The following is a 12,739-nucleotide window of genomic DNA, read 5'->3' on the forward strand; positions in this document are numbered from 1 at the left end:
ATTCGGGAGGGATCGCCATGACGCGAGAGAACCCGTCGCGGCCGTCGGAACTCGGACCGCTCGAACCCGGCACCAGACAGCGCGCCCAGTTGTCCATCCGTATCGCCGACATCGCGTGGACCGCGCTGAGTGTCGTCGCCGCCCTGTGGGCGGTCCTGGCCGCCGTCGACGCCGTGCGCGGCACCGGCTCGTGGGCCTACTGCGCGGTGGCCCTGGTGCTGCTGGCCGTCGGCCTGACGATGCGGTTGCGTGCCGTCCGCCGCCGTGACCGGATGTGACGGGGGAGGCAGGCCGTGGAACGCGTCAACTCCTTTCTCGGCAAGCACGTGTGGGTCCAGGTCGTCCTGTCCCTCCTGGTCGCGTGCGTCGTGGTCCTGCTGCTGTCCCCGGAGCGCTCGATCGCCTCCGCCCTGCGGTACGTGGTGTTCGGGTCGGTCGGCGGGATCGGCGTCATGCTCGTCGTGCGGCGCCGGGAGAAGCGGGCCGCCGGAGGCTCCGTGGACGGCCTGGTGTCGCTGGACCGGAAGCTGCGCCGGGGAGAGGTCCCCACGGCGCCGCAGGAGCGGCAGGCCATGCGCGACCTGGTCGAGCGGCGTCTGCACCGCACCCGCCACCGGGTCGCCGCCCAGGTCGTCCTCGCCGTCCTGTCCTGCGCGGTCGTGGTGCTGACGGCCCTGACCGCGACCCTGCCGCAGACCCTCGGCATGTTCCTGTTCGCCGCGGTCTTCCTGGGCTGGCTCGTCCTGTACGGAAACCGTCAGCACCGGCGACTGCGCGCCATGCACACGGAACTCACCGCCGAGGCCGCCCAGGACCGTCGGCGGTGAACCCTGAACAGGCGCGTCTCACACCTGGACGATCGGCTCCCTGGTGAACAGCGCCCCCAGGGCCGAAGCGTTCACCCGGCGGTCCGTCAGCCGCAGCCCCTCCCAGACCGTGACCTGGTTCGCGGTGAGGACCGGTTTGCCGAGCTCCTTCTCCAGGGCCGGGATGTGGCTGGCCGTGTGGAGGGCCGTGTCCGGGAGGAGCACCGCCTCGGCGTCCGGTGAGTCGGCCTCCCGGGCCAGCGCGAAGACCTCCTCCTCGCCCCAGGTGCCGACCTCCGCGGCGGTGATGATCCCGGCGCCGCGGACCTGGAGGACCTCGACTCCGCCCGCCCGCAGGAACTCCGCGAACAGGCCCGCCACGTCGTCCGGGTAGGTCGCCGCGACCGCCACCCGCCCGGCCCCGATCTCCTGGGCCGCGTGCACGAAGGCGAACGACGTCGAGGACGCGGGCATGCCGGCCGCGAGGGCGAGGGTGCGCACCTGCTCGTGGGCGCCCTCCCAGCCGTAGACGAAACTGCCGCTGGTGCAGGCCCAGACGACGGACTCGGCGCCCGACATGCGCAGTCCCTCGACGCCCGCGGCGAGCCGTTCGGCCGAGCCCATCTCCAGGAGGGCGTCCACGCGGTGCGCGTCGGTGCCGATGTCGGTGTGGACGACGTCCAGGCGGATGTCGCTGCCCAGGAGCTGTTCGATGCGCGGATAGTCGTCCTCGGCGGAGTGGCCCGGGTAGAGGAATCCGAGAGCGGTCATGTCCAGCCTTCCTGCTGCTGCTCTTCGTCCGGCAGGCCCCGGACTTCCGGCAGTCCCGGAATCTCCGGGCGCACGGGGCCGCACCTCGCCGCCGGATCGATCAGCGCCTGGTACGGTCCCACGGCTCGGGTACCCAGTCGGCGCAGCGCGGCCCACATCGTCACCTGGTTGGCCGAGATCACTGGTATGCGCAGTTCCGCTTCCAGTTGCGGGATGACGTCGTACGTCGGCAGGTTGGTGCAGCTGATGAACAGCGCCTGGGCGTCGCCCCGTACGGCCTTGTGGGCCATCTCGGAGACCTGGCGGTAAGGCACCTTCCAGATGTGCCGGGTCAGGCCCATGTAGGCGCATCCGGTGACCGAGACGCCCGCCTCGGCGACGTACTCCTCCAGCGACCTGGTCACCGACACCGTGTACGGCGTCACCAGCGCCACCCGGCGGACGCCGAGTTCGGCGAGGGCGTCCAGGAGGGCGCCGGACGTGGTCAGCGACGGGACCGCGCCCGCCCTGGTCATGGCCGCGCACATGGCGCGTTCCCCGGCGATCCCGCCGACGAAGCTGCCGGAGGTGCAGGCGTAGGCGACCACCTCGGGGGCGATGGCGTTGAGCGTGCGCACCGCCTCGTGCAGGGTCTCGTGCTCGCTGACCAGACGGGCCAGGTCGAGGCTGACCTCGACGGGAACGTACGGGGTGCGGGTCAGATGGAGCGAGATCTCGTCGGGGACCCACCGCCACAGCTCGCGATCCAGCGCGAAGTCGAAGGGGGCGACGACACCGACACCGCGCTGGGGGCGCGGACCACCTAGAAAAGAAACGTCCATGGCAGAGACCGGCCTCACGGTGAGAGACGGGGGGACAGCGGAACGTGCACAACGCCCGTGTTGACGAAGGTAGGTTCGGGTGCGAGCGTGGTCAATCCGCCCATGTCACGCTCACGTCACACCGGTGTCACCGCCGGCGTTCCCGCCCATGTCAGACGCCCGGCAGCCCCCGCGATAATCCGTAGAAACGGTGCCTCGATGTCCGTCCCCACCCTTCTCGTCCTTGACGCCGACCCCCTGCCCCGGCTCGGAACGCTCACCGGCCGGGCCCGGATCGAGCACGCGGACGGGACCACGCTCGCCGAGCGGCTGCCGTCCGCCGACGTGCTGCTGGTCTGGGACTTCACCTCGACCGCGGTGCGTGACGCGTGGCCGGGCGAGGGCCCGCGGCCGCGCTGGGTGCACACGGCGAGCGCGGGCGTGGACCATCTGATGTGCCCGCAACTCGCCGTCTCCGACACCGTGGTGACCAACGCCCGCGGGGTCTTCGACCAGCCGATCGCCGAGTACGTCGCCGCGCTGGTCCTGACGATGGCGAAGGACCTGCCCCGGACGCTGGAGCTGCAGCGGGAGGGCGTGTGGCGGCACCGGGAGTCCCAGCGGGTGGCCGGGACCCGTGCCTGTGTGGTTGGTTCCGGGCCCATCGGCCGGGCGATCGTGAGCACCCTCAAGGCGCTCGGTGTCACCACCGCCCTCGTCGGCCGGCGTTCCCGCACCGGGATCCACGGCCCCGACGACCTCGACCGTCTGATGGCCCGCGCCGACTGGGTGATCGCGGCCGCCCCGCTCACCGCGGACACACACGGCATGTTCGACGCCCGCCGCTTCGGGATGATGCAGCCCTCCGCGCGGTTCATCAACATCGGCCGGGGCCAGCTGGTCGTCGAGGACGCGCTGGTGGAGGCGGTGTCCAAGCGGTGGATCGCCGGGGCCGCCCTCGATGTGTTCGACACCGAACCGCTGCCGTCCGACAGTCCGTTGTGGCAGGTGCCGGGCCTGATCGTGTCCCCGCACATGAGCGGTGACACGGTCGGCTGGCGCGATGAACTCGGCACGCAGTTCTTGCAGTTGTACGACCGCTGGGAGGCGGGCAGATCACTGCCGAACGTGGTCGACAAGCAACGCGGGTACGTGCCGGGGCACTGAACGTCGAGCGGAGGGGCACATGCAGGACCTCACCGAACTGACCGCCATACAACTCGTGGAGGGCTACCGCAAGGGCGAGTTCAGCCCCGTGGAGGCGACCCGGGCGGCTCTGGACCGGGCCGAACGGATCCAGCCGGAGGTGAACGCGTTCGTGCGGCTGACCGGCGAGGAGGCCCTGGCGCAGGCCCGCGCCTCGGCCGACCGCTGGCGACGGGGGGAGCCGTCCGGGGCGGTGGACGGTGTCCCGGTCACGGTGAAGGACATCCTGCTGCTGCGCGGCGCCCCGACGCTGAAGGGCTCCAGGACGATCCCGGAGAGCGGCACCTGGGACGAGGACGCGCCGTCCGTCGCCCGGCTGCGCGAGCAGGGAGCGGTCTTCCTCGGCAAGACCACGACCCCCGAGTTCGGCTGGAAGGGGGTCACGGACTCGCCGCTGTCGGGCGTGACGCGCAATCCCTACGACCCGACGCGCACCGCGGGCGGTTCCAGCGGGGGCGCCGCGGCGGCCGTGGCCCTGGGCGCGGGGCCGCTCGCGCTCGGCACGGACGGCGGGGGCAGCGTCCGTATACCGGCCGCGTTCTGCGGGATCTTCGCCCTCAAGCCGACATACGGCCGCGTGCCGCTGTACCCGGCGAGCGCCTTCGGCACCCTCGCCCACGTGGGCCCGATGACCCGCGACGCGGCCGACGCGGCACTGCTCCTCGACGTCATCGGGGTGCCGGACTCCCGTGACTGGTCGGCACTGGGCCCGGCGGCCGGTCCGTTCACGGCGGCCCTGTCGGGCGGGGTGCGCGGGCTGCGGGTCGCGTACTCGCCGTCCCTCGGCGGCCAGGTGGCCGTACAGCCCGGGGTGGCCGCGGCGGTACGGCGGGCCGTGGAGCGCCTGGCCGGACTCGGCGCGTACGTCACCGAGACCGATCCCGACTTCGCCGACCCGGTGGACGCCTTCCACACCCTGTGGTTCAGCGGGGCGGCCCGGGTGACCCAGCATCTCGGGCCGCACCAGCGGGAGGTGCTGGACCCGGGGCTCCGGGCGATCTGCGGCCTGGGGGCGCGCATGAGTGCGCTCGACTACCTGGCCGCGGTCGACGTCCGGATGGAACTCGGGCGCCGGATGGGCCGCTTCCACGACTCCTACGACCTGTTGGTCACTCCGGCCCTTCCGATCACCGCGTTCGAGGCGGGCACGGAGGTCCCGAAGGGCTCGGGGCACCACCGGTGGACGGGCTGGACGCCCTTCACCTACCCCTTCAACATGACGCAGCAGCCCGCGGCGTCCGTCCCGGTGGGGACCGACGCCGACGGGCTGCCGGTGGGACTCCAGATCGTGGCGGCCCGGCACCGGGACGACCTGGTGCTACGGGCGGCTCACGCACTCTACGAGGCGGAAACGGCAGGCATCCGGCCACCCGCCCCGGTCGGCGTAAGGAGCGTCACGCCCGGCTGAAACGCAGGCTCTCGCCGAGGGCGCCCGCGCGCCAGAGGTCGTTGCAGCCCTCGGCCAGGGCGTCCAGTCCGTCCACCACCTGGCCCCAGACGATCCCCGGCACCCAGCCCACGTCGGCGTTCAGGAGCAGGTTGTTGCGTTCGTAGAACAGGGCCAGGTCGACGACGGTCGTGCCGGCACGGACCTCGCGGTCGTAGCCGTAGGACTTGGTGCCGAGTTCGGTGCCCGCGAAGGAGAAATAGCAGAGATCTCCGGGAATCGGAGTAACTGTCGGATTTTCCAGGGGTGGTTCTGATTCTGCGAAAGGCGGGAAAAGGGCGTAGATCTCGTTGCGTGCGTACTTCGCGTGATAGACGTCACCGGCGAGCGGGAGGGCATCCCATACGGCCGCGCAGGTGATCGGCGCCCGATCGTCCAGGAGCTTTGCCGTGGCGGTGATTCCCCGCTTGACCAGCGAGACTTCGATGTAGCGGTCAGCCATGCATTCCATGGTCCCCCGCCGGTCAAGAGGGCCTCGGTCCGGAACGGGGCTCAAATCGATCTGCATAAGTCGCATCCGGTCGGGTAGCCGCGCCGCCATGGCTCCACCACTGGAACATGGCGAACACATATCCGGGACCACCCGCCGATCGCTGCTCGCGGGGGTAGCGGCGCTCGGTGCGCTGGGCGCCGCGGGCTGCTCACGCGTGGCCACCGCCTCGACCACGGGAGGTGGTGAACTGCTCGACCGGCTCAGGGCGGCAGGTGTCGTACGGCTGGGAATCGCGGGTGAGATCCCGTTCGGATACATCGACAAGAACGGCGACCTCACCGGCGAGGCACCAGAACTCGCGAGGGTCATATTCAAGCGGCTCGGGGTGGACAAGGTGCAGCCCGTGCCCACCGAGTTCGGCTCGCTCATTCCCGGGCTGAATTCTCAGCAGTTCGATGTCGTGGCGGCCGGGATGTACGTCACCCCGGAACGCTGTGAACAGGTGATCTTCGCCGATCCCGACTACCAGATGCTCGATTCCTTCATCGTGCGCAAGGGAAATCCCAAAGGTCTTCACAACTACAAGGACGTCGTCGAGAAGAAGGCGAAGTTCGCCACCGGGACCGGCTACGCGGAGATCGGGTACGCCGTCGAGGCGGGATACAAGGAAAGCGACATCCTGATCGTGCCGGACCAGGTCGCGGGGCTGAACGCCGTGGAGGCGGGACGCGTCGACGTGTTCGCCGGGACCGCGCTCACCACCCGCGAGGTGGTGAAGAAATCGGCCAAGGCGGAGGCCACGAAGGCCTTCACCCCGACCGTCGGCGGCAAGCCGCACGTCGACGGGGGCGCCTTCGCGTTCCGCCGGACCGAGACCAACCTGCGGGACGCCTTCAACGCCGAACTGCGGAAGCTGAAGAAGAGCGGGGAGCTGTTCCGGGTCCTCAAGCCCTTCGGGTTCACGCAGGCCGAGATGACGGACCTGACCGCGAAGGAGCTCTGCGGCGGATGACCTCCGGACTCTGGGAACTGGTACTCAAGGGCATCTGGACGACGGTCCAGCTGCTGTTCTTCAGCGCGATCCTCGCCGCCGCCGTGTCCTTCGTGGTCGGCGTCCTGCGCACCCACCGGCTGTGGATCGTCCGCTTCCTCGCGGGCTTCTACACCGAGGTGTTCCGCGGGACCTCGGCGCTGGTGATGATCTTCTGGGTGTTCTTCGTGCTGCCACCGGCCTTCGGCTGGCAGCTGGTGCCGATGTGGGCGGGCACCCTCGCACTTGGACTGACCTACGGGGCGTACGGCTCCGAGATCGTGCGCGGGGCGCTCAAGGCGGTCGACCCGGCGCAGCAGGAGGGCGGGATCGCACTGAGCTTCACGCCCTGGCAGCGCCTGCGGCTGATCCTGCTGCCGCAGGCGGTGCCGGAGATGATCCCGCCGTTCTCCAACCTGCTGATCGAGCTGCTCAAGGGCACCGCGCTGGTGTCCGTGATGGGCATGGGCGATCTGGCGTTCAGCGGCAACCTGGTGCGGCTCGCGCTCCAGGAGAGCGCCGGGATCTACACGTATCTGCTGCTCATCTACTTCGTGATCGCCTTCCTGCTCACCCGGTTGATGCGGGGCCTCGAGAAGAAGCTCAAGGCGGGGGTCGGCAAGGAGCCCACGCGTGAGGTCCAGGTGCCCGAGCCCGTCGGAGGTGGTGTCGGATGACATGGGACTGGAGTGCCGTAAGCGACTTCATGCCGCAGTTCCGGGACGGGCTGCTGGTCACCCTTCAGGCCCTCGCGCTCGGCTCGCTGATCTCCTTCGCGCTCGGCCTGGTCTGGGCGCTGCTGATGCGCGCGCCCTCACGGTTCGTGCGCTGGCCGGTCGGGGTGGTCACGGAGTTCGTGCGCAACACCCCGCTACTGGTCCAGCTGTTCTTCCTGTTCTATGTGCTGCCCGAGTGGGGCGTGACCCTCTCGGCGCTGGCCACCGGTGTCATCGGGATCGGGCTGCACTACTCGACGTACACCATGCAGGTCTACCGGGCCGGTATCGAGGCGGTACCGACCGGCCAGTGGGAGGCGGCGACGGCGCTGAACCTGCCGCGCGTGCGGACCTGGCAGGTGGTGATCCTGCCGCAGGCGATCCGCCGGGTCGTGCCGGCTCTCGGCAACTACGTGATCTCGATGCTCAAGGACACACCGATGCTGATGGTCATCACGGTCCTGGAGATGCTCGGCCAGGCGCGGCTGTTCGCCCAGGAGCACTTCCAGTTCACCGAGCCGCTGACCGTGATCGGCGTGGCCTTCATCGTCATCTCCTATCTGGCCTCCCTTCTTCTGCGATCCCTGGAGCGACGTCTTGTCCGCTGACACTCCCCTGATGAAAGAACCCGACGCAGGCGCCAACCCGCCGGTGGACGGCAGCGAGCTGATCCGCTTCGAGAACGTGACCAAGCGCTTCGGGTCGAACACCGTCCTGGACCGGCTGAACTTCTCCGTGGACTCCGGCAAGCATGTGACGCTGATCGGTCCCTCCGGGTCCGGCAAGACCACGATCCTGCGGATGCTGATGACGCTGACCAAGCCCGACGAGGGCACGGTCACGGTCGACGACCAGACCCTGTTCCCGGCGCCGGAGAAGCAGCTGCGCGAGGTGCGCAAGAAGATCGGGATGGTCTTCCAGCAGTTCAACCTGTTCCCGAACATGACGGTCCTGCGCAACATCACCGAGGCGCCCGTCACCGTGCTCGGCATGTCCAAGGACGAGGCGGAGGCACGCGCGCGTGAGCTGCTCGACCTGGTGGGCCTCGCGGACAAGGCCGGCGCCCGGCCGACCCAGCTCTCCGGCGGGCAGCAGCAGCGGGTGGCGATCGCGCGGGCGCTGGCGATGCGGCCGCGGGTGCTGCTGCTCGACGAGGTGACCTCGGCGCTCGACCCGGAGCTGGTCGCGGGCGTCCTCGACGTGCTACGGGACATCGCCCGCACCACCGACATCACGATGCTCTGTGTGACCCACGAGATGAACTTCGCCCGGGACATCTCCGACCAGGTCCTGATGTTCGACTCGGGCCGCATCATCGAGTCGGGCGCGCCGGAGAAGATCTTCAGCGAGCCCGAGCAGGACCGCACCCGGGAATTTCTCAGCGCGGTTCTCTGACTACAAGAGGTGAACGGCGTTCAATCTTCGAGGTCCCGGACCCGGGTCATGTCTCTGGCATGTGCCAGGGTGTCAGCGCCCCTGCTGAGAGGCCCGACCCGGGGACGGAATCTCGTCAACAGCCGCTCACTACAAGTCTATTGCCGGTTATCGTGGAGGGGATCGCTGTCTGGATTACGGCCCAGTAGTAGTGCGACCGAGCGAGCGCAGGGGGAAAACCGTGGCGCTGAAGCACGAACCGACCGCGCCGTACCACTCGGCCCAGGACGCACTACGCGTCCTGGAGACGGTGGCGCGGCACACCGCCGGAGTCACCGACGTCGAACTCGCCCGTACCACCGGCCTCGACCCGGAGCGGCTGACCACCCTCCTGAGGATGCTGCGCCGCGAGGGGTACGTCGAGCAGGTCGCCGACGGCGCGTATGTGACGGGAGCCGCCCTGACCAGGCTGAGCTCCGCGCACGACCGCGAAGAGGCCCTTCGCGACAAGCTCCAGCACACCCTCGACGAACTGCGCGACTCGATCGGCGCGGCCGTCTACATCAGCCGGTACGTCGACGGCGAGGTCACCATCGCCCAGTACGCCGACGGTCCCGCCACCCCGGCGGTCAACGAGTGGGTGGACTTCCGCTCCTCCGCCCACGCCACCGCCCTCGGCAAGAGCCTGCTCAGCCAGCTCGACCACAACGGCCGCCGCGACCACCTCTCCCGGCACCGCATGACCCGCCTCACCTCGCGGACCATCACCAACGACAAGCTGCTGCTCTCCCGCCTGGAGGCCCAGCCGCCCACGGTCCCCCATCTCGACCTCCAGGAGTACGCGGTGGGCACGGTCTGCGCGGCCGTCCCGATCACGGCGGGTTCCGCGGTGGGCTGCCTGGCGCTGTCCCTCCCGATCCACCAGGCCCACCGGCTCCGCCAGGCGACGGACCGCCTGAACAGGGGAGCGACGCCGGTACTGCTGTCCCTGGCGATCTGAGAGCGGCCGTCCGAGGTTGGTCAGAAGCACCCCTCGGGACCAGGTAGTATTTTTCTGTCGCCAGCCGCCGAAGGCGGAGGGCGAGAGTCATGCGCCGCTAGCTCAGTTGGTTAGAGCAGCTGACTCTTAATCAGCGGGTCCGGGGTTCGAGTCCCTGGCGGCGCACCGGTGAAGGGCCTCTCGTGGGAGCGAGGGGCCCTTCGAGGTTTTCAAGGTGCCGCGAGGTCGGCTGGGGGTCTGGGGGTTATCCCCCAGAGGGATGCAGCATCAGCGGGTCCGGGGTTCGAGTCCCTGGCGGCGCACCGGTGAAGGGCCTCTCGTGAGAGCGAGGGGCCCTTCGGCGTCTTCCAGTCTCCGGTACGTCCGTGTCCCGGGTGGCCGCCACCACACCGGGTCCGCGCACCGCACGCCCTCTTTCCTGAGCCGCGCCCGGTGGATCTTGTTCGTGGCGGTGACCGGCATCCGCTCCACCACCCGCACGAACCGGGGTGCCATCTTCGTCCCGAGATCCGGCTGGGCTTCCAGGAAGTCCACGAAGGCCTCCGGATCGAAGGTCCCGGCGATGGTCGCCATCACCTGGTCCCCGGTCACCGGATCCGGCACCGCGTACACGGCGGCGGCCACCGCCCCCTCGTAGCGCGCGAGGATGTTCTCGATCATCGCGGCGGCCAGGTTCTCGCTGTCGACGCGCAGCCGGTCGTCGGTACGGCCCGCGAAGTAGAGATAGCCGTCGGCGTCCCGGTAGAAGAGGTCCCCGGTCCAGTACCAGCCACCCCGGCGGCGCTCGGCCTCCGCCTCCGGGTTGCGCCAGTACCCCTCGAAGGGGTTCGGGGCCCGGTTCACCAGCTCGCCTATCGCCTCGTCCCCGTTCAGCAGCCGCCCGGCCGCATCGAATCGTGCGGGGGGACACTCCTGCTGAGTCTCCTGATCGAGTACGACGAGCCCGGGTCCCGCCCGCCCGACCGCACCCTCCGGCGTGCCGGGCGCCCACTGGATCGCCGCGCCACCCTCGGAGGACCCGTACCCCTCGACCAGCCGGACCCCGAACCGCCGCTCGAAGGCCGCCGCGTCCACCGCCCCCGCCTCGGTACCGAAGCCGAGCCGCAGCGGGTTGTCCCGGTCGTCCTCGCGGGGCTCGGTGGCCAGGACGTACTGGATCGCCCGGCCGACATAGGTGAAGTACGTCGCCCCGTACGCGCGCACGTCCGCCAGGAACCCCGACGCCGAGAACCGCCGTCTCAGCGCGACCCCCGCCCCGCTCGCCAGCGCGGGCGCCCAGTCGGCGATCACGGCGTTGCCGTGGAACATCGGCATGCAGAGGTAGTGCACGCCGTCGGGACCGAGCCGGAACTGGTCGGCCAGCGACCTCCCCGCCGCGGCCAGGCGGCCCTGGGAGCAGAGCGCGGCCTTGGGGGCGCCGGTCGAGCCGGAGGTGAAGTAGAGGAGCAGCCGGTCGTCGGGTGTGGCGTGGGAGGCGTCGGGTTCGGCGTCGGCGTAGGGCGCGAGGAGGGTGTCGCACTCCTCGGTGCCGGTCACCAGCAGACGGACGCCGGGGAGGTCGAGGTCCCGCAGCAACGGCAGGTGGGACGCCTCGGTGATCAGCAGGCGGCACTCGGTGTGCAGGATGTCGCGGGCCAGTTCGGGGCCCCGGCGGGTGGGGTTGACGCCGGCGACGGCGGCACGGGCGAGGGCGGCGGCGCTCAGCCACAGCGGGTACTCGGGCGTGTTGTCGAGCAGCACACCGATGTGGGCCCCGGCGCCCGGCAGCAGATCGGTGAGCAGTGCCGCCCGTGCGGCGGCACCAGCGGCGACCTCGTGGTGGGTGAGCGCCCGCCCCTCGAACCACAGTCCGGGCCGGTCGTCACCCCACCGGTCGGCGACGAGCTCCGCGACCGTACGCCTCCTGGATTCCATGGGCGTGTACGGTAGTTGACGAGCCGTCAGATGTGGAGGGTCTAGGACAGCGCGGTGAGGGTGACCATGACGACCATGCAGACCAGTACGACCACGACGGCGCAGGCGACCACCGCGCAGGCGGCGCACCCGTGCCCGCCACGGCCCGGGCGGGCCGTGGCCACGACATCCGGGCCGTCGGCGTAGTGGACGGTGACGATGTCGCCCTCGAGCGTCGTCCCCGGACCGCCCTCCTCCTCGAACCGGACGACCCGGCCGTCACGGGCCCTGAACTCGTACACATGGCGCAGGCTGGTGTACACCCGGGAGTCACCGCCCCCGTGCGCCGTCGCGTACACCCGCAGGCACCGCGCCTCGGCCGTCAGCCCGCTCCTCCAGGCACTGCGCGCCCGGTGCCAGCGCCGCACCCCGAGGTACGCGCCGAACAGGGCCACGGCCATGATCTGGACGGGAATGAGGTAGAAGAAGGCGTCCATGACAGATCCCCCGAGGTCAGGCACCGATCGCGTGATCGTGTGGGGAACCTACCCCGGGGGACACCTGGACTGTCTCAAGTGATGCTCAGAACGTGACGTCCGAGCAGGCGTAGAAGGCGTTCGTCGTGTCGGCGATCGTCCACACCGCGACGATCACATGCCGTCCGCTGAGCCCGGACGGCAGGGTGCCGCTGTGGGAGAGGGTCGAGGGAGGTCGCTGGCCGTTGTAGGGGACGGTCAGGAACGGGGTGAGGTTGAGGTCGGAGCGGGCCAGGTTGTGGTTCTGGTTCCAGCCCGCCTTGGTGACGTAGTACTTGAAGTCGGTCGTCGCGTGCATGGCGGTGAACTGCCAGCGGAAGGTGTAGCTCTGGCCGCCCGTCACCTTGGTCGCCGGCCAGGCGCTGCCGGACGGCGTCCTCGGCGCGCTGAGCTGGCTGAAGCGGCTCACGCCGCCGTTGCATATCTGGCCGTCGGCCGGACCGCCGGCCGGGAAGCCCTTGGGGCCCTCGACGCTCTGCGGCTCCCACTGGATGTCGCCGCAGTTCGTCACGGTGCCGTTCTGGCAGAGCTTCTGCCTGCTGATGGGGAGGTCGGTGTAGCCGTGGCTGCTGGCGCCGCCGGAGGAGAGCACGACGGCTCCGGTGGTGGCGAGGCCCACCACGGCGGCGTACCACTTGGTCTTTTTGCGCATGCTGCCGCTCCTGGAGAACGTGGGGGAAGTTCAGTGAGCTTGCAGGTCTAGACCAAGTCCCAGATTATTACCGTG

15 protein-coding genes and 1 tRNA gene are annotated in these 12,739 nt (G+C 70.0%); 10 read left to right on the plus strand and 6 right to left on the minus strand.

What is annotated here, in order from left to right; translation table 11 throughout:
* The first annotated feature begins 17 nt into the window (after positions 1–17).
* The gene (locus tag QF027_RS18450; RefSeq protein WP_306980829.1) at positions 18–278 is read left to right on the plus strand and encodes a hypothetical protein; all 261 of its coding nucleotides are present in this window, start codon (positions 18–20) and stop codon (positions 276–278) included.
* A gap of 15 nt (positions 279–293) precedes the next feature.
* Complete coding sequence (locus QF027_RS18455) at positions 294–827, plus strand: hypothetical protein (protein WP_307075708.1); 534 nt, start codon at positions 294–296, stop codon at positions 825–827.
* A gap of 18 nt (positions 828–845) precedes the next feature.
* Here the strand turns inward: QF027_RS18455 and QF027_RS18460 are convergent, their stop codons facing one another.
* Both QF027_RS18460 and QF027_RS18465 read right to left on the minus strand, forming a co-directional pair.
* Positions 846–1,577 (minus strand): maleate cis-trans isomerase family protein, encoded by a 732-nt coding sequence (locus QF027_RS18460; RefSeq protein WP_306980825.1) that lies wholly within the window; start codon positions 1,575–1,577, stop codon positions 846–848.
* Positions 1,574–2,398, minus strand: a complete 825-nt coding sequence (locus tag QF027_RS18465) for a maleate cis-trans isomerase family protein (RefSeq protein ID WP_306980822.1) — start codon at positions 2,396–2,398, stop codon at positions 1,574–1,576. The genes QF027_RS18460 and QF027_RS18465 overlap by 4 nt, the downstream gene beginning before the upstream one ends.
* A 198-nt stretch (positions 2,399–2,596) precedes the next feature.
* On the opposite strand from QF027_RS18465, the gene QF027_RS18470 reads away from it, so the two are divergent.
* Together QF027_RS18470 and QF027_RS18475 are read left to right on the plus strand one after the other, a co-directional pair.
* Positions 2,597–3,544, plus strand: a complete 948-nt coding sequence (locus QF027_RS18470) for a D-2-hydroxyacid dehydrogenase (RefSeq protein ID WP_306980820.1) — start codon at positions 2,597–2,599, stop codon at positions 3,542–3,544.
* Between the two features lie 19 nt (positions 3,545–3,563).
* Positions 3,564–4,991: an amidase gene (locus QF027_RS18475; RefSeq protein ID WP_306980818.1), complete on the plus strand. Its 1,428-nt coding sequence runs from the start codon at positions 3,564–3,566 to the stop codon at positions 4,989–4,991.
* Here QF027_RS18475 and QF027_RS18480 read toward each other — a convergent pair.
* The gene (locus tag QF027_RS18480) at positions 4,978–5,472 is read right to left on the minus strand and encodes a DUF3830 family protein (RefSeq protein ID WP_057610926.1); all 495 of its coding nucleotides are present in this window, start codon (positions 5,470–5,472) and stop codon (positions 4,978–4,980) included. The two genes, QF027_RS18475 and QF027_RS18480, sit on opposite strands and share 14 nt — an antisense overlap.
* 97 nt (positions 5,473–5,569) lie before the next feature.
* On the opposite strand from QF027_RS18480, the gene ehuB reads away from it, so the two are divergent.
* The 6 genes from ehuB (at position 5,570) to QF027_RS18510 (ending at position 9,748) form a co-directional block, all read left to right on the plus strand.
* A complete protein-coding gene (gene ehuB / locus QF027_RS18485) occupies positions 5,570–6,475 on the plus strand; it encodes an ectoine/hydroxyectoine ABC transporter substrate-binding protein EhuB (protein WP_306980815.1) in 906 nt (301 codons plus the stop codon).
* Positions 6,472–7,170 carry an ectoine/hydroxyectoine ABC transporter permease subunit EhuC gene (gene ehuC, locus QF027_RS18490; RefSeq protein ID WP_069764127.1) on the plus strand — a complete coding sequence of 233 codons (699 nt, stop codon included), beginning with the start codon at positions 6,472–6,474 and terminating at the stop codon, positions 7,168–7,170. The genes ehuB and ehuC overlap by 4 nt, the downstream gene beginning before the upstream one ends.
* Complete coding sequence (gene ehuD, locus QF027_RS18495) at positions 7,167–7,817, plus strand: ectoine/hydroxyectoine ABC transporter permease subunit EhuD (protein ID WP_306980811.1); 651 nt, start codon at positions 7,167–7,169, stop codon at positions 7,815–7,817. Before ehuC ends, ehuD begins: the two co-directional genes overlap by 4 nt.
* Before the next feature lie 10 nt (positions 7,818–7,827).
* Positions 7,828–8,604, plus strand: a complete 777-nt coding sequence (gene ehuA / locus QF027_RS18500; RefSeq protein WP_306980809.1) for an ectoine/hydroxyectoine ABC transporter ATP-binding protein EhuA — start codon at positions 7,828–7,830, stop codon at positions 8,602–8,604.
* 220 nt (positions 8,605–8,824) lie between these two features.
* Complete coding sequence (locus QF027_RS18505; RefSeq protein WP_306980806.1) at positions 8,825–9,583, plus strand: IclR family transcriptional regulator; 759 nt, start codon at positions 8,825–8,827, stop codon at positions 9,581–9,583.
* Positions 9,584–9,674: 91 nt separating this feature from the next.
* Positions 9,675–9,748: transfer RNA gene (locus QF027_RS18510), tRNA-Lys, on the plus strand.
* 102 nt (positions 9,749–9,850) lie between these two features.
* Here QF027_RS18510 and QF027_RS18515 read toward each other — a convergent pair.
* The 3 genes from QF027_RS18515 to QF027_RS18525 all read right to left on the minus strand — a co-directional run bounded on the left by QF027_RS18515 (position 9,851) and on the right by QF027_RS18525 (position 12,664).
* Complete coding sequence (locus QF027_RS18515) at positions 9,851–11,497, minus strand: AMP-binding protein (protein WP_307075710.1); 1,647 nt, start codon at positions 11,495–11,497, stop codon at positions 9,851–9,853.
* Positions 11,498–11,538: 41 nt separating this feature from the next.
* Positions 11,539–11,973, minus strand: coding sequence for a hypothetical protein (locus QF027_RS18520; RefSeq protein ID WP_307075712.1), 435 nt, complete (start codon positions 11,971–11,973; stop codon positions 11,539–11,541).
* Between the two features lie 85 nt (positions 11,974–12,058).
* On the minus strand, positions 12,059–12,664 hold the full coding sequence (locus QF027_RS18525) for a lytic polysaccharide monooxygenase auxiliary activity family 9 protein (protein ID WP_306980801.1): 606 nt from the start codon (positions 12,662–12,664) through the stop codon (positions 12,059–12,061).
* Positions 12,665–12,739: the final 75 nt, after the last annotated feature.

It is taken from the genome of Streptomyces canus (assembly GCF_030816965.1).
Taxonomy (GTDB): Bacteria; Actinomycetota; Actinomycetes; order Streptomycetales; family Streptomycetaceae; genus Streptomyces; species Streptomyces canus_E.